15 protein-coding genes are annotated in these 22,167 nt (G+C 72.8%); 11 read left to right on the top strand and 4 right to left on the bottom strand.

The annotated features are described in order from the left end of the window. Positions 1-19: 19 nt before the first annotated feature. Positions 20-880 (bottom strand): SDR family oxidoreductase, encoded by an 861-nt coding sequence (locus tag J2W21_RS04455; RefSeq protein WP_307113303.1) that lies wholly within the window; start codon positions 878-880, stop codon positions 20-22. Between the two features lie 205 nt (positions 881-1,085). Between J2W21_RS04455 and J2W21_RS04450 the strand changes: the two genes are divergently transcribed. The 8 genes from J2W21_RS04450 (at position 1,086) to J2W21_RS04415 (ending at position 12,522) form a co-directional block, all read left to right on the top strand. After that, the gene (locus J2W21_RS04450; protein WP_307113302.1) at positions 1,086-2,669 is read left to right on the top strand and encodes an acyl-CoA carboxylase subunit beta; all 1,584 of its coding nucleotides are present in this window, start codon (positions 1,086-1,088) and stop codon (positions 2,667-2,669) included. Beyond that, complete coding sequence (locus J2W21_RS04445) at positions 2,666-2,920, top strand: acyl-CoA carboxylase subunit epsilon (RefSeq protein WP_307113301.1); 255 nt, start codon at positions 2,666-2,668, stop codon at positions 2,918-2,920. The genes J2W21_RS04450 and J2W21_RS04445 overlap by 4 nt, the downstream gene beginning before the upstream one ends. Before the next feature lie 228 nt (positions 2,921-3,148). Next, positions 3,149-4,873: a DUF885 domain-containing protein gene (locus tag J2W21_RS04440; protein WP_307113300.1), complete on the top strand. Its 1,725-nt coding sequence runs from the start codon at positions 3,149-3,151 to the stop codon at positions 4,871-4,873. A gap of 163 nt (positions 4,874-5,036) precedes the next feature. Continuing rightward, complete coding sequence (locus J2W21_RS04435; protein ID WP_307113299.1) at positions 5,037-6,434, top strand: dicarboxylate/amino acid:cation symporter; 1,398 nt, start codon at positions 5,037-5,039, stop codon at positions 6,432-6,434. A 149-nt stretch (positions 6,435-6,583) separates the two neighbouring features. Continuing rightward, on the top strand, positions 6,584-7,198 hold the full coding sequence (locus J2W21_RS04430; RefSeq protein WP_307113298.1) for a TetR/AcrR family transcriptional regulator: 615 nt from the start codon (positions 6,584-6,586) through the stop codon (positions 7,196-7,198). 57 nt (positions 7,199-7,255) lie between these two features. Next, entirely contained in the window at positions 7,256-9,874 is a 2,619-nt protein-coding gene (locus J2W21_RS04425) for an MMPL family transporter (RefSeq protein WP_307113297.1), read from the top strand. Positions 9,875-9,914: 40 nt separating this feature from the next. Continuing rightward, positions 9,915-10,625 (top strand): Maf family protein, encoded by a 711-nt coding sequence (locus J2W21_RS04420; RefSeq protein WP_307113296.1) that lies wholly within the window; start codon positions 9,915-9,917, stop codon positions 10,623-10,625. 112 nt (positions 10,626-10,737) lie between these two features. Next, on the top strand, positions 10,738-12,522 hold the full coding sequence (locus J2W21_RS04415; protein WP_307113295.1) for an acetyl/propionyl/methylcrotonyl-CoA carboxylase subunit alpha: 1,785 nt from the start codon (positions 10,738-10,740) through the stop codon (positions 12,520-12,522). 145 nt (positions 12,523-12,667) lie between these two features. On the opposite strand, the gene J2W21_RS04410 is transcribed toward J2W21_RS04415, so the two are convergent. Further along, complete coding sequence (locus tag J2W21_RS04410; protein WP_307113294.1) at positions 12,668-14,074, bottom strand: MFS transporter; 1,407 nt, start codon at positions 14,072-14,074, stop codon at positions 12,668-12,670. A gap of 291 nt (positions 14,075-14,365) precedes the next feature. On the opposite strand from J2W21_RS04410, the gene J2W21_RS04405 reads away from it, so the two are divergent. The 3 genes from J2W21_RS04405 to J2W21_RS04395 are packed head-to-tail and all read left to right on the top strand — an operon-like array spanning position 14,366 to position 19,778. Beyond that, complete coding sequence (locus J2W21_RS04405; protein WP_307113293.1) at positions 14,366-15,823, top strand: MFS transporter; 1,458 nt, start codon at positions 14,366-14,368, stop codon at positions 15,821-15,823. Further along, positions 15,820-18,213, top strand: a complete 2,394-nt coding sequence (locus J2W21_RS04400; protein ID WP_307113292.1) for a molybdopterin oxidoreductase family protein — start codon at positions 15,820-15,822, stop codon at positions 18,211-18,213. Before J2W21_RS04405 ends, J2W21_RS04400 begins: the two co-directional genes overlap by 4 nt. Beyond that, complete coding sequence (locus tag J2W21_RS04395) at positions 18,210-19,778, top strand: FAD-dependent oxidoreductase (protein ID WP_307113291.1); 1,569 nt, start codon at positions 18,210-18,212, stop codon at positions 19,776-19,778. The genes J2W21_RS04400 and J2W21_RS04395 overlap by 4 nt, the downstream gene beginning before the upstream one ends. A 36-nt stretch (positions 19,779-19,814) precedes the next feature. Here the strand turns inward: J2W21_RS04395 and J2W21_RS04390 are convergent, their stop codons facing one another. Continuing rightward, on the bottom strand, positions 19,815-20,312 hold the full coding sequence (locus J2W21_RS04390; protein ID WP_307113290.1) for a hemerythrin domain-containing protein: 498 nt from the start codon (positions 20,310-20,312) through the stop codon (positions 19,815-19,817). Positions 20,313-20,368: 56 nt separating this feature from the next. Beyond that, on the bottom strand, positions 20,369-22,165 hold the full coding sequence (gene selB, locus J2W21_RS04385) for a selenocysteine-specific translation elongation factor (protein ID WP_307113289.1): 1,797 nt from the start codon (positions 22,163-22,165) through the stop codon (positions 20,369-20,371). Between the last annotated feature and the right edge of the window lie 2 nt (positions 22,166-22,167).

Here is a 22,167-nt window from a genome sequence, read left to right as displayed (position 1 = left end):
GCGCTGGGCGCCCGTGCTCTCAGAGGAAGATGTCCTTCACGAGGCGGTCCTCGGCGGCGCCGAGGCTGTAGCGGGCGAAGTCGGTCACCCCGGCGGCGGCCAGGACCTCCTCGTCGGTGTAGAACCCGCCCGTGGTGGTGCGCGGGTCGCTCGTGAGCAGCACGTGCGCGGCGTCGGCCACGATCTCCGGCCGGCGCCCCGCGGTGGCGAGGGCCTCCCCGCCGGGCATGTTCCTGATCGCCGCCGTGTCGATGAGGGTTGCCGGCCACAGGGAGTTGACGCCGATCCCCTCGGGCCGCAGCTCCTCTGCCAGGCCGAGGGTCGTCAGGCTCATGCCGTACTTGGCCATCGTGTAGGCGAGGTGCCGGCCGGCCCATGCCGGGTCGAGGTTGATCGGCGGCGACAGGGTGAGGATGTGGGCGCCCGAGCCGCTGGCCGCCGAGGCGCGGAGGGCGGGGAGGGCGAGCTTGGAGAGCAGGAAGGTGCCGCGGACGTTGATGTCCGCCATGAGGTCGTAGCGCTTCATGTCCACGGCGTCGGTCGTGGACAGGTCGATCGCCGAGGCGTTGTTGACCACGGCGTCGATGCCGCCGAACCGCTCGCGGGTCGCATCGACGGCCCGTGCCACGTCCTCGTCGCTGCGGACGTCACCGACGATCGCGAGGGCGGATCCGCCCGCCGCTTCGATCTCCTCCGCGGCCGTGTACACGGTGCCGGCCAGCTTGGCGTGCGGCTCGGCGGTCTTGGCCAGGAGGGCCACGTTGGCCCCGTCCGCCGCGGCCCGCTTCGCGATCGCCAGGCCGATGCCCCGGCTGCCGCCGCTCATGAGGATGGTGCGGCCCGCCAGCGAGGCGCGGGCGCCCGGTGTGATGCTCGTCATGCCTCTAGTGTACGGGACGATGTTACTGATGAGTAACAAGGGCGCCGCGCCCATGGGGACCCGCGCTGGCCGGCCGCCCGAATTTGTAGGGTTCCTACACAGGCGCCGCCACAGGGCCTCACTAGACTGAGGGGACGTCTCCGCCCTTTGTGCGGACCCTACAGAGCCACCGCGCGTGAGCTACGGACCGAGAGCTGGAGTGAGTGTGACCCACGACCTGACCACCACCGCAGGCAAGATCGCGGACTTCCGCGACCGGCGGGCGGCCTCGCTCGCGCCCTCGGGCCAGGAGGCGATCGAGAAGCAGCACGCGCGCGGGAAGAACACGGCGCGCGAACGCATCGACATGCTGCTCGATCCGGACAGCTTCGTCGAGTTCGACACCCTCCGGGTCCACCGCTCCACCGCCTTCGGGATGGAGAAGAAGAAGCCGCTCGGCGACGGCGTCGTCTCCGGGTACGGCACGGTGGACGGCCGCCTCGTCGCCGTGTACAGCCAGGACTTCTCGGTCTACGGCGGCTCGCTGAGCCAGGTCAACGGCGAGAAGATCGTCAAGGTCCAGGAGTTCGCCCTCCGCAACGGCTGCCCGGTGGTGGGCATCAACGACGGCGGCGGCGCGCGCATCCAGGAGGGCGTCGCCTCCCTGGCCATGTTCGCGGACATCTTCCGGAACAACGTGGCCGCCTCGGGCGTGGTCCCGCAGATCTCGCTCATCATGGGCCCCTGCGCGGGCGGGGCGGCCTACTCCCCGGCGCTGACGGACTACGTGGTCATGGTGGACAAGACGAGCCACATGTTCATCACCGGCCCCGACGTCATCAAGACCGTCACGGGCGAGGAAGTCGACATGGAGACGCTCGGCGGCGCGCGCCAGCACAACGCCACGACCGGCACCGCGACGTACCTCGCCTCCGACGAGGCCGACGCGATCGAGTTCGTCCGCGAGCTCCTGGACGTCCTGCCCTCGAACAACCTCGTCGAGGCCCCCGTCCTCGACTCGGACCAGGAGCTCGAGCAGAGCGACGAGGACCTCGTCCTCGACACGCTCGTCCCCGACTCCCCCACCCAGGGCTACGACATGCGCACCGTGATCGAGGGGATCCTCGACGACGGCAACTTCCTCGAGATGCAGGCGCTCTACGCGCCGAACGTGATTATCGGCTACGGCCGCATGGAGGGCCACACGGTCGGGATCGTCGCGAACCAGCCCATCCAGTTCGCCGGCACGCTGGACATCGCGGCCTCGGAGAAGGCCGCCCGGTTCGTGCGCCACTGCGATGCCTTCAACATCCCGATCATCACGCTCGTCGACGTCCCCGGCTTCCTGCCCGGCAAGGACCAGGAGTTCCAGGGCATCATCCGCCGCGGCGCGAAGCTGCTCTACGCGTACGCCGAGGCGACGGTGCCGAAGCTCACCGTGATCTGCCGCAAGGCCTACGGCGGCGCGTACATCGTCATGGGCTCCAAGAAGCTCGGCGCCGACCTGAACCTCGCCTGGCCCACCGCGCAGATCGGCGTCATGGGCGCACAGGGCGCGGTGAACATCCTGTACCGCCGCGAGCTGGCGGCGGTCTCCGCCGAGGGCGGCGACGTCGAGGCCAAGCGCGCCGAGCTCATCCAGCACTACGAGGAGGAGCTCCTCAACCCGTACCAGGCGGCCGAGCTCGGGTACATCGACGCGGTGATCGCCCCGTCGGAGACCCGCGTGCAGCTGCTGCGCGGCCTGCGCGCGCTGCGCGACAAGCACGCGTCGATGCCCGCCAAGAAGCACGGGAACATCCCGCTGTGAGCGCGCTCCCGCAGAAGTCCCAGACGCACGACGGCGGGGACTCGCCCGCCGTCGCCGCCGCGCCGGTGCTCTTCTCGGTCACGCGCGGGAACCCGGGCCCCGAGGAGATCGCGGCGCTCACGGCAGTGCTCGCCTCCCTCGGCAGCGCCGCCCCCGAGACCGCGCCCGCGGCCCCGACGCGCCGCGAGCGGATCCGGCGGGCGACGCTTCGCCCGCGGCACATGATCGCCCAGCGCCGCGGCCGCGCCTGAGCGCGAAGGCCGCCCGGGGCTGGGCCGACCCCACCCCGGTTGAGGAGTCACCTCCGTCCTCTCAAGAAGTCACCTACGCGCCCTCGAGGAGTCAATCCACCGGCACGTGACTCCTCAGCGGTGCGCACCTGACTCCGCAACCGGGCGTAGGTGGCCCCTCAACGGGAGGGGCGGGAAGATGTGCACGGGTTCTTTCACGTGTCGGCGCCCCGCGCTAGGCTCGTGACCGTGACGCAGAACACTGACCAGAACCAGCACAGCCCGGCAGGCACCCGCGCGCCCAGCGCCCTCGACGCCATCGCCGACGAGTTCACCCGCAAGCTGCTCGAGCTCGACCCGGCCCTCGCGACCGAGCTCGGCTACCCGGGCCACGAGACGGAGTACCCGGACTACTCGCCCGCGGGCCTCGACGAGCGCAGCGCCCTCGTGCGGGACACCCTCGGCGCCCTCGACGCTGCGGCGCCCGAGGACGAGATCGACGAGGTCACCCTCGACGCGATGCGCGAGCGGCTGGGCCTCGACGCCGAGCGGTACGCGAGCGGGTGGGTCGCCGCGACGCTGAACAACATCGAGTCGCCGGCGCAGTCGATCCGCGCGGTCTTCGACCTCATGCCCACCGACACCGCCGAGCACTGGAGCCACATCGCCGGCCGCGCCGCCAACGTCCCCGCCGCCGTCGAGGGCTACATCGCCTCGCTCCGGGGCGCCGCGGCGGACGGCAAGGTCTCGGCGGCGCGGCAGGTGCGCGTCGTCGTCGGCCAGTGCCGCAAGTACGGCGCGGAAGGCACCGGCTTCTTCGCCAGACTCGCCGCGGACGCGACGCTCGACGGCGGCGCCCAGCTGCCGGCCGACGTCGCCTCCGCCCTCACCGACGGCTGCGCGGCCGCGTCCGCGGCCTACCGTGGGCTCGCCGACTTCCTCGAAGGCGAGCTCCTCCCCCAGGCGCCCGAGGAGGACGCCGTGGGCCGCGAGCGGTACGCGCTCGAGTCCCGCCGGTTCCTCGGCGCCACGGTCGACCTCGAGGAGACGTACGCGTGGGGCGTCGCCGAGCTGGACCGCATCATCGCGGAGCAGGAGGCCGTCGCGGAGCAGATCAAGCCCGGCGCCAGCATCGCCGAGGCCAAGGCCGCCCTCAACGCGGACCCCGCCCGGCAGCTCAAGGGCACCGACGCGCTGCGGGCCTGGATGCAGGACCTCTCCGACCGGGCCGTGGCGAACCTCGCGGGAACCCACTTCGAGATCGTGGGCCCCATGCACCGGCTCGAGTGCATGATCGCGCCGACGCAGGACGGCGGGATCTACTACACGCCGCCGTCGGACGACTTCTCCCGGCCGGGTCGCATGTGGTGGTCCGTCCCGGAGGGCGAGGACACCTTCACCACGTGGGCGGAGACGAGCACCGTCTACCACGAGGGCGTCCCGGGCCACCACCTCCAGTGCGCCACGGCGGTGTACCGCCGCGAGCTGCTCAACGACTGGCGCCGGAACATCTGCTGGGTCTCGGGCCACGGCGAGGGCTGGGCGCTGTACGCCGAGCGGCTCATGGACGAGCTCGGCTACCTCTCCGACCCGGGCGACCGCATGGGCATGCTCGATGGCCAGCGCATGCGCGCCGCGCGCGTGGTCTTCGACATCGGGGTCCACCTCGGCCTCGAGGTCCCGGAGCGCTGGGGCACCGGGACCTGGACGGCCCAGAAGGGCTACGAGTTCCTCAAGCAGAACCTGGACGTGTCCGAGGGCCAGCTGGACTTCGAGTTCAACCGCTACCTCGGGTGGCCGGGGCAGGCCCCGTCCTACAAGGTGGGACAGCGGCTCTGGGAGCAGGTGCGCGCCGAGCTCGAGGCGGAGGCCGCCGCGGAGGGCCGCGAGTTCGACCTGAAGGAGTTCCACACCCGCGCCCTCAACCTCGGATCGGTCGGCCTGGACACCCTCCGGCGCGCGCTGACGTCCTGAGCCGCGCGTGACATATCCCACAGCAGGTGGAGGAATAGCGTAACAAAACAGCGTGACGGCGCGGCCTAGGGCGGGTTCACCCGCGGCCGCGCCGTCACACTCCGCGTCATACGAGGAAACACAAGCTTCGTATGGTAAAAATCTCCGCCCTAGCGTAGGGGGGGTGAGCACCTCAACCAGCACCGCGCGCACGCAGCGCCGCCTCCCGACGTGGGCCACGTCGTTCGGCCCGCAGATCATCGCCGCACTCATCGTCGGCCTCGCCCTGGGCCTCCTCGCGAAGTACACGGGCAGCACGAAGGCCAGCCCGAACGCCCTCGGCGCGACCCTGGCGACCATCGGCAGCAGCTACGTGAGCCTGCTCCAGACCGCTGTGGTCCCCCTCATCTTCACCGCCGTGGTGAGCTCGATCGCCAACCTCCGCCAGGTCTCCAACGCGGCCAAGCTCGCATGGAACACGCTGCTGTGGTTCGCGATCACGGCGTTCATCGCGGTCATGATCGGCATCACCCTCGGCGTCGTCTTCCAGCCGGGCGCCGGCACCGGCATCACCCAGCAGGCGAAGTACACCGGGAAGAGCGGTGACTGGTGGGCGTTCCTCGCCGGCCTCTTCCCGCACAACTTCCTCGGCCTGGGCGCGACCTCGACCGCTGGCGACGGCGGCGCCGTCACCACGACCGTGTCCTTCAACGTCCTGCAGATCCTCGTCATCGCGATCGCCGTGGGCATCGCGGCGCTCAAGGTCGGCGCGAAGGCCGAACCGTTCCTGAACTTCACCCGCTCGGCCCTCGAGATCATCCAGAAGGTGCTCTGGTGGATCATCCGCCTCGCGCCGCTCGGCACGATCGGTCTCATCGGCAACGCCGTCGCCGTCTACGGCTGGGACACCATCGGCGCCCTCGGCAAGTTCGCCCTTGCGATCTACGCCGGCCTCGTGCTCGTGCTGTTCGTGGTCTACCCGATCCTCGTGAAGTCGCACGGCCTCTCCGTCAAGCAGTACTTCTCCGGCGTGTGGCCGGCCGTCCAGCTGGGGTTCGTCTCCCGCTCCTCGATCGGCACGCTCCCGCTCACCCAGCGCGTCGCCGAGCGCAACCTCGGGGTCCCGCAGGGCTACGCGTCCTTCGCCGTGCCGCTGGGCGCTACGACCAAGATGGACGGCTGCGCCGCGATCTACCCGGCCGTCGCGGCGATCTTCGTCGCCCAGTTCTTCGGCATCAACCTGGACTTCAGCCAGTACCTGCTGATCGTCCTCGTCTCGGTCCTCGGCTCGGCCGCGACCGCCGGCACCACCGGAGCCGTCGTGATGCTGACGCTGACCCTCTCGACGCTGGGCCTGCCGCTGGCCGGCGTGGGCCTGCTCCTGGCGATCGACCCGATCCTGGACATGGGCCGCACGGCCGTAAACGTCGCGGGCCAGGCACTCGTGCCGACCATCGTCGCCAAGCGACAGGGCATCCTGGACGTGGAGCTCTACAACGCCCCGCGCCACGGTGACCCGTTCAACGACGAGTCCGCCGCCGCGGAGCAGACGCACGACGGCGAGCTGGCCGCCGCGCGCTGACCTCGCGGCGCGGGCAGCACGCCCCGCCACGCCAAACGCCGCATCAGGACACGCCGCAATCCCCACCGGATTCGGCCATGTCCTGGTGCGGCGTTGCCGTCTCTGCCCAGAACTTGCACACGGTGCAAACTTGCACGTAGTGTCATGGCGTGACCGCTGATGCCCCCTCGCGCCGCGCGCTGAACAAGGCCGCCACCCGCGAATCGATCATCGCCGCCGGGCTCTCCCTCGCCCTCTCGCGCGGGCTCGGCGGCTTCACCGCCGAGGAGCTGGCCGATGCCGCCGGAGTCTCCCGGCGGACGTTCTTCAACTACTTCGGCAGCGTCGAGGAGGCCATCGCCGCCCCGACGTTCGGGTTCCTCGACCGCGCCCTCGACAAGCTCCGCGAACGGCCGGCGGACGAGCCCATCCTCGAGTCCGCGCTCCACGTCCTCACGGGCCTCGCGGACAACGACCTCATCGAGCCGATGGCCCAGTCGTTCCTCGTGGCCGCCGGCCACGATCCCCTCACGCGCTTCCAGCTGCAGGCCTTCGACGACTGCGCCGACAAGATCGGCACCGCCATCAGGGAGCGCCACCCGGGCCTCGGCGACGACCTCTACGTGGCGGCCCTGTCGGGGAGCGTCATCTCCTGCGGCAAGGCAGCCCTCGAAACGTGGATGGCCGAATCGGGAGGCGACCTCTCGCCGTCGTCCCTCACCCGGCTCCGAAGCCTCCTCTCCGACGCCATCACCCACCTCAAGACCGGCTTCGCCGCGCCCTGAGGCCCGCCCCACCCCGCTCCACCGCCCCGTCCGCTCCGCTCTGAACAGGTAACGCCCATGGCTTCGCTCCTCTACCGCCTCGGCAGATTCGCCTACGACCGCCGCTGGCTCGTCCTCGCCGCGTGGCTCGTCATCGTCGCGGCCGTCGGCGGCTCGGCCGCGGCGTTCCACGGCAGCATGACCAACAACTTCCAGATCCCCGGCACCGAGACCCAGCGCATGCTCGACAAGCTCAAGGCGGAGCTGCCCTCCGCCGCGGGCGGGAGCGCGACCGTGGTCTTCACGTCTCCGGATGCGGCGTTCACCGACGCCCAGAAGAAGGACCTCAGCGCCGCGCTCGCCAAGATCAAGGGCCTGGACGGCGTCCAGAACGTGACGGACCCGTTCACCACCCAGGCCCAGCTCGACGGCGCCGCCGCGAAGATCGCGGACGGGAAGTCGCAGATCGCGGCGAACGAGGCGAAGCTCGCAGCCGGCACACCCCAGCTCGAGTCCGCCAAGGCCACCCTGGACGCCACCAAGGCCCGGCTCGACGCCGGGCAGGCGCAGCTCGACGCGCAGAAGAAGGCCCTGGCCGCCCAGGGCCTCCCGGCCCCGGCGATCGCCCAGGCCACCGCGTCGGCGCAGGCCCAGCTCGACGGCGGGCGCCAGCAGCTCGCCGCCGGGCAAGCGCGGTACGACGCGGGCAAGAAGCAGGCCGACGACGGCGCCGCCAAGCTCGCAGACGCCAAGGCCCAGCTCGCGCTCGCGCAGCGGCAGGCCACGGCCGCAGAGGGACTGCGGTTCGTCTCGAGCGACGGCAAGGCGGCCATCGCCTCGATCCAGTTCACCAAGTCCACCGACGGGCTCTCCCCCGCGCTGCGGCAGGACGTCCAGTCGATCGCCTCGAGCGTGGCCGGCGTCAACGCCTACCCGAGCAAGGAGCTCACGCAGGACATCTCGCAGATCTTCGGCACGTCCGAGGGCATCGGCGTGGCCGTCGCGGCGGTCGTGCTGTTCGTCATGCTCGGCACCTTCGTGGCCGCGGGCCTGCCCCTGATCATGGCCCTCGTCGGCGTGGCCGTCGGCGTGGGCGGCACGTTCGCCCTGACGAGCGTGGTCTCAATGAGCTCGGTGACCCCCATGCTGGGCCTCATGCTCGGCCTGGCCGTGGGCATCGACTACTCGCTGTTCATCGTCAACCGGCACCGCACGCAGCTGCTCGCCGGCATGGACCCGCGCGAGTCCGTGGCGCTCTCGATCGGCACGTCCGGCAACGCCGTGGTGTTCGCCGGCCTCACCGTGGTGATCGCGCTCGCTGCGCTCGTGGTGCCCGGACTGCCCTTCCTCGCGGTCATGGGCCTCGCCGCCGCCGCGACCGTGGCCGTGGCCGTGCTGGTCGCCGTCACCCTCCTGCCGGCGGTCCTCGGGTTCGCTGGGCGGCGGATCGTCTCCCGGCGGCGCTGGGCCAAGGCCCTCGCAGAGAACGCGAAGGCCGGCCATGCCGAGGAGGAGGCCCGCACGGACCTCGCCAAGGCCAACCGTGGGTGGGGCGCCTGGGTCACCCGGCACCCCTGGGCCTCGGTGCTGGGCGCCGTCGTGCTGCTCGCCGTCCTCGCGGTCCCCGCGGCGCAGCTGCGCCTCGCCCTCCCGGACGGCGGGTCGGAGCCGGCCGACTCGACCGCGTTCAAGGCCTACGACGCGACCGGGAAGTACTTCGGCGAGGGCATGACGGGCCCCATCATCGTGGTCGGCGACCTCCCGGCCGGCCTCGACGCGGCCGCCGCCCAGGTCAAGGAGTACGACGTCGCGGACCAGCTCCGCGCGGTGCCAGGCGTGGTCGCGGCCGTCCCCGGCACCGTCAGCCCCGACCGCAGGATCGCGGTGTTCCAGGTGATCCCGAAGGAGGGCCCGGCCAGCGCGAGCACGGTCCAGGTGGTCCACGACCTGCGGGCCAAGGGCGCCGACATCCAGGCGAGCACGGGCGTGGCGATCGGCCTGACTGGGCAGACCGCCGCGAACGTGGACGTCTCCTCCAAGCTCGCCGACGCGCTCCCGCCGTACCTGACGATCGTCGTGGGGCTCTCCTTCCTCCTGCTGCTGCTCGTGTTCCGCTCGGTCCTCGTGCCGCTGCTGGCCACGGGCGGGTTCCTGCTCTCGCTCGGCGCCGCGTTCGGCGCGGTCGTCGCGGTGTACCAGTGGGGCTGGCTCGGTCCGGTCTTCGATGTCACCCACCCGGGCGCCATCCTGAGCTTCATGCCGATCCTGCTCATCGGCATCCTGTTCGGCCTCGCGATGGACTACCAGGTCTTCATCACCTCGGGCATCCGCGAGTCGTACGCCCACGGCGTCGAGGCGCACCTGGCCGTCCGGACGGGGTTCCACCACGCCGCGCGGGTGATCACCGCCGCCGCGATCATCATGGTCAGCGTCTTCGCGGGCTTCATCTTCAGCCACCTGACGATGGTCCGGCCGCTGGGCTTCGGGCTCGCCCTCGGCGTCCTGCTGGACGCGTTCGTGGTGCGCATGACCCTCGTGCCCGCCGTCATGCGCCTCCTCGGCAACGCGGCGTGGTGGCTGCCGCGCTGGCTGCAGCGGATCCTGCCGGACCTGGACATCGAGGGCGCCAAGCTCGAGCGCGCGACGCCGGCGCCGGACCGCAGCGACGAGGGCGAGCCGGAACCCGTGGCCCGCTGAGCCGGCGGCCCGCTGAGCCGGCGGGGATAGGCTGGGCGGCGTGACCGTCCACGCCGCCCCGCGCGCCCACCACCTCCAGCCGCACCCGCCCACGCTCATCCTGGCCTCGAAGTCGCCCGCCCGGACCAAGCTCCTCGAGGAGGCGGGGATCCCGCACCGGGTCCTCGTCTCCGACGTGGACGAGGAGGCCGTGGCGGCCGGCCATCCGGACGCGACGCCCGCCGAGACCGCGCTGCTCCTGGCCCGTGCCAAGGCCGAGGCGGTCGCGGCCCTGCCCGCGGCCACGGGCGCCCTCGTCCTGGGCTGCGACTCGGTCTTCGAGCTCGACGGACAGGCCCTCGGCAAGCCGTACACCGCCGAGGTCGCCCGCGAGCGGCTCGCGGCCATGAGCGGCCGCGCGGGCGTCCTGCACACGGGCCACTGGCTCATCGACGTCCGGGGCGGCCACGAGCCCGGCCCGGCGGCGGGGACGCACGACGCCGGAGCCGCACCGGGGCGGGGCCAGCTCGCCTCGGCGGGGGTCGAGTTCAGCGAGATGCAGGAGGCGGAGATCGGGGCCTACGTCGCCACGGGCGAGCCGCTGCACTGCGCCGGCTCGTTCACCATCGACGGGCTCGGCGGGGCCTTCCTGAACCGCGTCGACGGCGACCCGCACGCCGTGGTCGGCCTGTCCGTCTCGACCCTGCGCGCCCTCCTGGCCACCGCGGGGGTGCGGCTCACGGATTGGTGGGCGGCCGCCGTCGACCGCTGACGTTTGTAGGTTCCCTACAAAGGATCGGCCCGCTACGCACGGAATCCGCCACCAATATGGGCGATTCCACCAAGTCGGCGCTAGGCTTCCCGCAGTACAGAACGGAGTTGCCTTGTCCCTCAGCGCTGCCACCAAGCCCATCACGAAGGTGCTCGTCGCCAACCGCGGCGAGATCGCCGTCCGCGTCATCCGCGCGGCCCGCGACGAGGGCATCGCCTCGGTCGCCGTCTACGCCGACCCCGACCGGGACGCCCTGCATGCGCGCCTCGCGGACGAGGCCTTCGCGCTGGGCGGCACCACCGCGGCGGAGTCGTACCTCGTCATGGACAAGATCCTCGACGCTGCCGCCGCCTCCGGCGCCGACGCCGTCCACCCGGGCTACGGCTTCCTGTCCGAGAACGCCCACTTCGCCCAGCGCGTCATCGACGCGGGCCTGACCTGGATCGGCCCCTCCCCCGACGCCATCGCCGCCCTCGGCGACAAGGTGCGCGCGCGCCACATCGCCGAGAAGGTCGGCGCCCCGCTGGTCCCCGGCACGGCCGACCCGGTCGAGTCCGCGGACGAGGTCCTCGCGTTCGCCCGGGAGTTCGGGCTGCCCGTGGCCATCAAGGCCGCCTACGGCGGCGGCGGCCGCGGCATCAAGGTGGCCCGCACGCTCGAGGAGATCCCCGAGCTGTTCGAGTCGGCCGTGCGCGAGGCCACCGCGGCGTTCGGCCGGGGCGAGTGCTTCATCGAGCGCTTCCTGGACGCCCCGCGCCACGTCGAGACCCAGTGCCTCGCGGACTCGGCGGGCCACGTCGTCGTCGTCTCGACCCGCGACTGCTCGCTCCAGCGGCGCAACCAGAAGCTCGTCGAGGAGGCCCCCGCGCCGTTCCTGACCGAGGAGCAGACCAAGCGCCTCTACGAGTCCTCGAAGGCCATCCTCAAGGAGGCCGGCTACCTCGGGGCGGGCACGTGCGAGTTCCTCGTCGGCCAGGACGGCACCATCAGCTTCCTCGAGGTGAACACGCGCCTCCAGGTCGAGCACTGCGTGTCCGAGGAGGTCACGGGCCTGGACCTCGTGCGCGAGCAGTTCCGCCTCGCCCGCGGCGAGGAACTCGGCTACGACGACCCCGAGGTCCGCGGCCACTCCTTCGAGTTCCGCATCAACGGCGAGGACCCGGGCCGCGGCTTCATGCCCGCCCCCGGCACCGTCGAGACGCTGCGCTACCCCACGGGCCCCGGCGTACGCGTCGACTCGGGCATCGAGGCCGGCGAGGTCATCTCCGGCAACTTCGACTCCATGCTCGCCAAGCTCATCGTCTCCGGCTCGAGCCGGGCCCAGGCGCTCCAGCGGGCTCGCCGGGCCCTCGACGAGCTGGTCATCACCGGCATGCCCACCGTCGTGCCGTTCCATGCCGCCGTGGTGCGCGACCCCGCGTTCGCGCCCGCGGAGGGCCCGTTCTCCATCCACACCCGCTGGATCGAGACGGAGTTCGAGAACACGATCCCGCCCTACGCCGGCGGCCCGGCCGCCGCCGACGCGGACGACGACGCCGCCCGGCAGAGCGTCGTCGTCGAGGTGGGCGGCAAGCGGCTCGAGGTGACGATCCCGGCGTCGCTGTCCCTCGGCACCGGGCGGGCCGCCAAGCCCAAGAAGAAGGCCCGCACCGCGCGCGGATCGGCGGCCACGGCGGCCGGCGGCGACGCGCTCACCGCCCCGATGCAGGGCACGATCGTCAAGGTGGCCGTCGCGGACGGCGACGTGGTCGCGGAAGGCGATCTCGTCGTCGTGCTCGAGGCCATGAAGATGGAGCAGCCGCTGACCGCGCACAAGGCCGGCACCGTCCGCGGGCTCACGGCCGAGCCCGGGCAGACCGTCGGCGCGGGCGCGGTCATCGCGACCATCGAGGACTGACCCCGAGCGCGACGGAGGTGACTCCGTAGCAGAACGGATGTGACTCCCCAACGCCACGGAGGTGGCTCCTCAACGGAATTCACCGTTGAGGAGCCACCTCCGTTCGCTTGAGGAGTCAGCTCCGGGCTCTTGAGGAGTCCTCCCCTCAGGCGGAGATGTTCTCCTCGAACTTGGCGTCGCGGGTCTCCTTGGTCAGCAGCAGCGCGATGAACGTCAGCACCGCCGCGACCGCGAGGTAGACGCCGACCCACACCGTGCTGCCCTTGCCGAACTGCCACAGGGCGATCGCGACGAACGAGGCCGGGGCGGCGCCGAGCACCGAGGAGAGGTTGTACGCGATCGCCGAGCCCGTGTAGCGGACGTTCGCGGGGAACAGCTCGGGGAGGATCGCGGCCATCGGCCCGAACGTCGCGCCCATGAGCGTGAAGCCCAGGATCAGGCCGACCATGGCGGCGCCGGTGCCGGGCCCGAACATGAGGCCCCAGGCGAGGCCGAAGACGAAGATGAGGCCGGTGACCCAGAGCAGGAAGCGGCGGCGGCCGTACTTCTCCGCGAGCGGGCCGGAGACCACGGTGAAGATGCCGAAGAAGACGACGCCGATGATCAGCATCCACAGGAACAGGCCGCGGTCGATCCCCAGGCCGGGGACGAACGTGGACGCGTCGAACGGCTTGCCGGCCTTCTGCGCGGCCGCCCGGGCCACCTCGACCTTGTTCGTCGCCGTGCCGTAGGTGAGCGTGAAGCTCGTGGTCAGGTAGAAGAGCACGTAGGTCGCGAGCATGATGAACGTGCCGGCGATGACCGCGCGCCAGTGGTGCCTGAAGGTCGCAGCGAGCGGAACCTTGGCAACCTTCTCCTCCTCGACGACCTTCTTGAACGAGGTGCTCTCGACCAGCTTGAGGCGCACGTAGAGGCCGATCGCGACCATGATGATGCTGAACAGGAAGGGGATGCGCCAGCCGAAGTCCTCGAACTGCTTCGTGGTGAGGAAGCTGTTCATGACCACGTACATGACGTTGGCGATGATGAAGCCGATGGGCGCGCCGAGCTGCGGGAACGTGCCCCACACCGCGCGCTTGTTCGCGGGGGCGTTCTCGGTGGCCAGGAGGGCCGCCCCGGACCACTCGCCGCCGAGGGCGAGGCCCTGGAGGAAGCGGAACACCACGAGCAGCAGCGGTGCGAGCACGACCCAGCCGGGCGTCGTCGCCGGCGGGAGCAGGCCGATGAGGAAGGTCGCGAGGCCCATCGTGACCAGCGATGCGACGAGGGTGCCCTTGCGCCCGAGCCTGTCGCCGAAGTGGCCGAAGACGATCGAGCCGACCGGGCGCGCGACGAACGCGACCCCGAAGATCGCGAAGGAGGACAGGATGGCGTTGATGTCCGTCGCGTTCGGGAAGAAGAGCTTCGGGAACACGAGGACGGACGCGGTCGCGTACGCGTAGAAGTCGAAGAACTCGATGGTCGTGCCGATGAGGCTCGAGAAGATGACTCGGCCCTTCGTGTTGGCCGACTGTGCGGCCGAGGGCTCCGTCACCGCAGATGTGGTGGACATGGCATCGCTTTCACATGCTGGACCGAGGATTGACTTCCGGTCCGGGGATTGAGTACAAGCCATCCTACGTCCGCGCCGTCCAGCCAACGGACAATCAGTCCACATCATGAGACGAAAGCGAGTTCGCGTTCCCGGATCCCCGCGGGCCTTCGCCCGGGCTCACGCGGGTCCCGTGACCGGTGAGAGGGAGATGTCACGGCGTGTTAACGGCTCTGGCTGCTGGCCGAAACGCCCCGTTCCTAGCGTGGGAGTCAATCCAGAGAAGCCCACTCCCCCGCTCCAGGAGGACCCATGAGCACCGAATCGACCACCACCCCCCAGCAGGCGGCTGGAACCCAGAGCCCAGGGACCCAGAGCCTGCGGCTCGATGTCCGCCGCGGGCGCTGGATCGAGCACTGGAACCCGGAGGACACCGCCCAGTGGGAGGCCGAGGGGCGGGCGGTGGCCCGCAGGAACCTGAGGTGGTCCATCTTTGCCGAATTCCTCGGCTTCGTCGTCTGGCAGCTGTGGTCCATCGTGGTGGTCTCGCTGCCCGCCGCCGGTTTCCGCTTCGACACCTCCCAGACGTTCTGGCTGATCTCGATGCCGAGCCTGGTCGGCGCCACGCTCCGCATCCCGTACACGTTCACCGTGTCCCGCTTCGGCGGGCGCAACTGGACGGTCGTCTCCGCGCTCCTGCTCCTCATCCCCACGCTCGGCCTCGCGGCGTGCGTCTCGAATCCCTCGACGCCGTTCTGGCTCATGCTCACCGTGGCCGGCCTGGCCGGGTTCGGCGGGGGCAACTTCGCCAGCTCGATGGCGAACATCACCTTCTTCTTCCCCGCCAGGGAGAAGGGCTGGGCGCTCGGGCTGAACGCGGCCGGCGGCAACCTCGGTGCGGCGGTCGCCCAGCTCGCCGTCCCGCTCGCGGTGAGCCTGGCCGCGTTCGTGGCCAGCGGCGCCGCTGCCACGGGCAAGGCCGGCTCGACGCTCGCCGTCGCCGGGCTCCTGTGGGTGCCGCTCATCCTCGTCGCCGCGTTCGGGGCGCTGCGCCGGATGGACAACCTCGCCGACGCCAAGGGCGACCTCGCCGGCTCGCTCGCCGCGCTGAGGGAGCCGCACCTGTGGGTCGTGGCCCTCCTCTACATCGGCACGTTCGGCTCCTTCATCGGCTTCGGCGGCGTCTTCCCCAAGCTCATCCACGACATCTTCCCCGCCTACTCGGTCTTCACGGTGAGCGCCGCGGGCGTGCCGGCGGCGCTCTCCCTCGCGTTCCTGGGCCCACTCGTGGGCTCCCTGTCCCGCCCGTACGGCGGCCGGCTCGCGGACCGCTTCGGCGGCGCGCGCATCACCGTCGCCTCGTTCGCGACCATGGCGGCAGCGACCATCGCCCTCGTCGCGACGCTCCCGCTGGCCAGCTTCTGGCTCTTCCTCGCCCTGTTCCTCGTGCTGTTCGCCGCGAGCGGCATCGGCAACGGGTCCACCTACCGCATGATCCCGGTGATCTTCGCCCGGGCGAGCCGGGCCGCCCGAGGGGGCGCGCCGGCGTCGTACACCGCGCGCCTCGCCTCCGCGGCCCTCGGCCTGATCTCCGCGGTCGGCGCGTACGGCGGATTCGTGATCCCCCAGCTGCTGGGCGCCTCGAGTGCGGCCACCGGCTCCTATGTCCCGGCCTTCCTCGGGTTCGTCGCGGCCTACGCGCTCATGCTTGCGGTGTGCTGGGCCTGCTACCTGCGCCGCGGATCCCTCGTGGCCCAGGCGGGCGCATGAGCCAGGCCGCCGCGGCCCCGGCCGTCCCGACCCACTGCCCCTACTGCGCGCTCCAGTGCGCGATGAGCCTCACCGCCCCCGGCGCCCCGGCCGCCGTCCCGGAGGTCTCCGGCCGCGACTTCCCCACCAACCGGGGAGGGCTGTGCCGGAAGGGGTGGACGTCCGCGGAGCTGCTCGCCCACCCCGAGCGTCTCACCGCGCCGCTCCTGCGGGCGGACGACGGCGTGCTCCGCCCCGTCAGCTGGGACGCCGCCCTCGAGCGGGTGGCGGCGGAGGTGCGACGCGCGCAGGCGCGGCACGGGAAGGACGCCGTGGGGGTCTTCGGCGGGGGCGGCCTCACCAACGAGAAGGCCTACCTGCTGGGGAAGTTCGCCCGGATCGCGCTCGGGACCTCGCGGATCGACTACAACGGCCGGTTCTGCATGTCCTCGGCCGCGGCGGCCGGCAACCGGGCCTTCGGGCTCGACCGGGGGCTGCCGTTCCCGGTCGCCGACCTCGCCGGGGCGGACACGGTGCTCCTGCTCGGCTCGAACGTGGCCGAGACCATGCCGCCGTTCGTGGCCCACCTCGCCGGGGCCCGGGCTGCCGGCGGCCTCATCGTCGTCGATCCGCGCCGCTCCGCCACCGCGGCGCTCGCCGACGGCGGCGCGGGCCTCCACCTCCAGCCCGCCCCGCACACCGACCTGGTCCTCCTCCTGGGCCTCGCCCACGTGGTCCTCGCCGAGGGGCTCGCGGCGCGCGACTACCTGGCCGACCGGGTCGCCGGGGAGCTGCCCGGCGAAGGGCCGGAGGCGCTCGCCCGCTCCGTCGCCCCCTGGTGGCCGGAGCGCGTGCAGTCGGCCACCGGTGTGCCGGCTCCCCTCGTCCGGGAGACGGCCCGGCGCCTCGCCCAGTCAGCGCGGGCCGGCTCGTGCTACATCCTCACGGGGCGCGGCGTCGAGCAGCATGCCGACGGCACCGATACGGCGACGGCCGCGATCAACCTCGCGCTCCTGCTGGGCCTGCCCGGCTCGGAGCGCGGCGGGTACGGCACGCTCACGGGCCAGGGAAACGGCCAGGGCGGCCGCGAGCATGGCCAGAAGGCCGACCAGCTCCCCGGCTACCGCAAGATCACCGACCCCGCTGCCCGGCGGCACATGGCCGGGGTCTGGGGCGTGCCCGAGGCGAGCATCCCCGGGCCGGGTCTTCCCGCCGTCGAACTCCTCGCCTCCCTCGGGGCCCCGGCGACCCAGGGCCCGGCGACCCGGGGCCCGGCGACCCGGGGCCCGGCCGCGGAGGACACAGGCTCGGAGGACACGGCTTCGGAGGACACGGCAGGCGGCGTGCGCTGCCTGTTCGTCCACGGGGCCAACCTTGTGGTCTCCGCCCCGGACGCGACGGCCGTGCTGGCCGGGCTGCGGGCCCTGGACTTCCTCGTGGTCTGCGACTTCTTCCTCTCGGAGACGGCGCGCGAGGCGGACGTCGTGCTGCCGGTGCTGCAGTGGGCCGAGGAGGAGGGCACCATGACCAACCTCGAGGGCCGGGTGCTCCGGCGGCGCCGCGCCGCCGAGCCGCCTGCGGGGGCCCGCAGCGAGCTGTGGATCATGCACCGGCTCGCCGCGCTGCTCGGCGCGCCGTCCACCTTCCCCGAGGACCCGCGCGAGGTGTTCGAGGAGCTCCGCGCCGCCTCGGCCGGCGGCCTGGCGGACTACTCGGGGATCACCTACGAGCGACTCGACGCCGGGGAGGCGCTGCACTGGCCGTGCCCGGCAGGACCCGAGGAAGCAGGACCGGAGGGTGTCCGGGCCCCGGGGACGCCGCGGCTCTTCCTCGACCGCTTCGCCCATGCCGACGGCCGGGCGAGGATCGTGCCGGTGGGGCCCCGCACCCCCGGGGGCGGCGCCGCAGACGCCGCAGCGCGCACCAACGCGCCCCGCGATCCGTCGCTGTTCCAGCTGGCCACCGGAAGGCTGCTCGAGCACTACCAGTCCGGGGCGCAGACCCGGCGCGTCGCCTCGCTTGCTGCTGCCGGGCCCGAGGCACGGCTGGACATCCACCCGGCCGCCGCCGCCCGCCTGGGAATCGCCGACGGCGCGTGGGTCACCGTCCGCCGCGCCGGCGCCCCTGCCCTCGGCCCCGAGGTCAGGTGCCGCGCACGGCTGACCGCCGAGGTGCGGCCGGACACCGTCTTCCTCCCGTTCCACTTCCCGGGCCCCGGAACCGCGAACCGGGTGACCGAGCAGCGCACCGATCCGGTCTCGGGAATGCCCGAGTTCAAGACCACGGGCGTGCTCGTGGCACCCCTGGCCCAGGGCCAGCCCGAGCTGGCGCCCTCTGCCCGGGGCACGCAGCCCGTGCCCGTCCCCGTCCTCGTCCCCGTCCCCGTCCCCTCGCAGGAGGCTCCGCGATGACTGCCCCGACCCCGCGCCCGGCCGGCCCGGCGCCCGCCCGGCCGCGCATCGTCGTCGTCGGCTTCGGTCCCGTCGCGGCACGCTTCGTCGACGAGCTCCGCCCCGCCGCGGCGGCCGGCGCGCTCGAGCTCGCCGTCATCGGCGAGGAGGAGCTCCCGGCCTACAACCGGGTGCTCGTCGCGGACCTCGGCGTGGGCCGGACGACTCTGGCGTCCATGGCCCTCGCCGACCCGGCCGAGCTCGCCGCGGACGGCATTCGGATCCTGACCGGGGCCCGCGCGGCCCGCGTGGACAGGTCCCGGCGGACCGTCCGGCTCGCCGACGGCACCGGGCTCGCCTACGACCGGCTGGTCCTGGCCACCGGCGCCCGCGCCGTCGTGCCCAACCTCACGGGACTGAACCCGGACCCGCTGCACCCGGTCCTGCCGCCGGGCGTCACCGCGCTCCGCGACACGCACGACGCCGCGCGGCTGGCCTCCGCCGTCGGGGGACGCCGCAGGATCGTGGTCCTCGGCGGCGGTGTGCTCGGACTGGAGGCCGCGCTCGCCGCGAGCGAGGAGGGCGCCACCGTGACCGTGGTCCACCACGGGGACCGCCCGCTCGGGCGCGCGATCGACCGGGCCGGCGGGGCCACCCTCGCTGCCGCGCTGCGCCGCCAGGGCATCCGGGTGGCCGGGAACGCCCGCTCCACCGGCCTCGAGACCGGTCCGGACGGCGCCTTCCGGGCCCTGCTCCTCGAGGACGGCTCCGCGATCGACGGCGACCTGCTGGTCCTCGCCTGCGGGGCCCGGCCCAGGACAGAGCTGGCGGAGGGCGCGGGCCTCGCGGTCGGGACCGGCGTGCTCGTGGACGAGGGGCTGCGGGCCCTGCACACCGAGCACGTCTTCGCGATCGGAGACTGCGCGCAGCCCGGCGAGCAGGCCCCGAGCGGGCTCATCGCCCCGGGCTGGCGCCAGGCCGACTGGCTGGCCGCCCGGTTCAGGAGCGAGCTCCTGGGCGAGCCCGCCCCCGCGCCCCTCGGCCCCGAGCGGGCACCGGTGATCCTCCTCAAGGCGCGCGGCGTGAACCTGGCGGTCGCCGGCGAGGTGGGCACGGACCCGTGGGATGCCTTCTTGCTCGAGAACATCGCGGGCGAGTCCGGGCCCCCGCCGCTGCAGGTCTCCCTGTGGTCCGACCCGGAGCACGGTGCCCACGTGAAGATGGCCACGCGCGCCGGAGTCCTGGTCGGCTTCGTGGCCCTCGGCATGCCGCGCGCGGCCGCGGAGCTCACGCTCCTGTTCGAGTCCGGCGCCGAGCTCCCCGCTGACCGCTCCGTGATCCTCCGCCTCGACGGCCCGGAGGCGGCCCTCGCCGGGGGCCCGTCGGCGCCGGGCGGCACCGATCCGGAGGCGACGCTGTGCCGGTGCGCCGGCGTGAGCCGCGGCCAGGTGCAGGACGCGGTCGGCGCCGGATACTCGACCGTCGAGGACGTCGCGCGGCGGACGCGGGCCGGGACGGGCTGCGGCGGCTGCCGGGACGGAGTGCGCGAGATCATCGAGGCGCACTTCGCGGGAGCGGCGGCCTGAGGGGACCCGGGGGGCCACTGAGAGGCCGGTGCCCGGCTACTCCCCGACGAGCGCCTCGAGGCCCGCGACCGCCTCGGCGAGGGAGAGGTCCGGGGCTGCCGCGATGTACGGGAAGAGGAGCTCGTTCTCCTTGCGCAGGTGCAGTGCGAAGGCCCGCGCGATGGCGGTGCCCGCGGCGGCCGCCCGCGCCCCGTCGGCAGCGCGGAGCTCCTCGACGAGGGCGATGATCGCCTGGTGGTCCATGAGCATGCCCTCCACGAGGAGGCGCCCCTCCGGCGTCGCCCGGGCAGCCCCGTAGAGCGGGCCCTCCTCGGCCACGGCGTGCGGGATGAGCTCGTCCTCGCACCACCCGATCAGGTTGGCCTTCTCGTCGTAGGCCGTCCCCGCATCGCCGGCGGCGACGGCCGCGAGGAGCGCCTCTGCCAGCGCGTCGCCACGCCGGAGCATGTGGCCGTGGTGCGCCTCGATGGCCGCGAGGGCCTCGCTGTCGTCGGTGAAGGCGCCGCGGGCGCGGGCGTTCTCGTGGTGTGCCATGCGGTCATCCTGCGCCGCGGCCAACGCCAGCTCAAGAGGCGAAGGACTCGGGAGGGTCAGCGCACCACGCAGCGGTGGCCGGCATCCAGGCGCCGGGTCCACCCGCGCGAGTCGAGGTGTTCCAGCAGCGGAACCGCGACCCGGCGGGTCGTGCCGAGCGCCTGACGTGCCTGGCTCGTGGTGAAGGGCTGCTCCAGGCCCGCCAGGGTGCGCATCGCCATGGCCGGCGCCGTGGGCAGGAGGACCACCCCGTCGCGCAGGCGGAGCACCCGCCCGGCCCGCTCGGCGGCAGCCAGCTCCCGGGTGCCCAGGCCCAGCGCTGCCAGCTCGTCGGCCTCCGGGGCGCTGAAGGCGTGGGCCGTGAGCCGGCGCTCCAACTCGGCGATGGCCGATCCGGCCGCCCCGAGGTTGTCACGGCTTCCCGGCACCCGGATGTGGCCGCCATCCTGTTCCAGGCCGGCGCCGCGGACGACGGCGGCAAGGAGCCGCTCCTCGGGCAGTGCCAACAGGTCCCGCGCCGCGCCCATGGACAGGCCGGGGGCGAGAGGGTCCCGTTCCTGGAGCGCCTGCACCGCGGCGCGCAGCCGCTGCTGCCACGCTTCGACGACGGGAGCATGCACCCACCATTCGCCGAGGGCCCGCACGCCGGAGGGGACCTCGGCGTCGTGCTCGGGCAGCAGCCCGAGCCGGCGGAGATGCTGCACCTCCGCCGCTCCGCGGGCCGCCACTTCGCCGAGCACGTCTCCGGCGGGATCCATGCCGGCAAGCCGCGCGGCCCACTGGGCGCCGTCGCCGCGCCGCCGCAGAGCCGGCGGATCAGCGTCGAGGACGCGGGCGCCGCCGAGCACCGAGCGGCTCCCCGGGTCCCGCAGTACGAGGCGGTCCCCGAGGACGAGCGGCAGGTGCCTTCCGAGGACGAGCCGGGCGTGGTCGGCCCCGAAAGGACGCAGCCGCGCCGGCACGGACGCGGTGCCGACATGCACCATGAGCTGCTCGGGCACGTCGGTGTAGGCCATGCCCGTGGTCCGGTGGATGCCCAGGACGCCGGTGGTGGGCCACGCCTCCGGGGTCACGAGCGCATCCCCGCGGCGGACGTCCGCTGCGGAGACGTCACGAAGGTTCAGCGCCACCCGGCTCACCGGCCCCACCGAGGTGTACGACGTGTCGCGGCTCTGCAGGCCGCGGACAGTGACGGCCCGCGACCCCTCATGACCGAGCAGCTGCAGCCGGTCGCCCTGAGCCAGCGTTCCGGCCCCGAGCGTTCCGGTCACCACGGTTCCGGACCCGGTGATGGTGAACGACCGGTCCACCCACAGTCGCATCCGGCCCGTGGTGACGGGCGAAGGGACGCCAGCCAGCACGCCGTCGAGCGCTGCCCGCAGTTCCGCCAGGCCGGTGCCCTCGACGGCGGATACGGCGACGGCGGGCGCCTCCCGCAGGCCGGTCCCGGCCAGCTCGCTGCGGGCGCGCGCGAGCACGTCGCGGATCCGCTGTGCGGACGCCCTGTCCGCTCGGCTGAGGACCACGACTCCGTGCTCGATGCCCAGCGCTGCGACGGCATCCCGGTGGTCGTCCGACTGGGCCTGCCAGCCCTCATCGGCGGCGACGACGAAGCAGACCACGGGTGCCGGTCCGATCCCGGCAAGCATGTTGCCGAGGAAGCGTTCATGGCCGGGTACGTCCACGAAGGCGACGTCCTGCCCCGAAGGCAGCGTGGTCCAGGCGTAGCCCAGGTCAATGGTCAGCCCGCGGCGCCGTTCTTCCTCCCAGCGGTCCGGCTCCATGCCGGTCAGGGCGCGCACCAAGGTGCTCTTCCCGGAATCGACGTGTCCGGCCGTGGCGACGACGTGCACGC

The organism is Sinomonas atrocyanea (assembly GCF_030811715.1).
Classification (GTDB): Bacteria; Actinomycetota; Actinomycetes; order Actinomycetales; family Micrococcaceae; genus Sinomonas; species Sinomonas atrocyanea_A.
The sequence above is the reverse complement of the archived record's forward strand: the minus strand, read 5'-3'. Positions and strand labels throughout refer to the sequence as shown.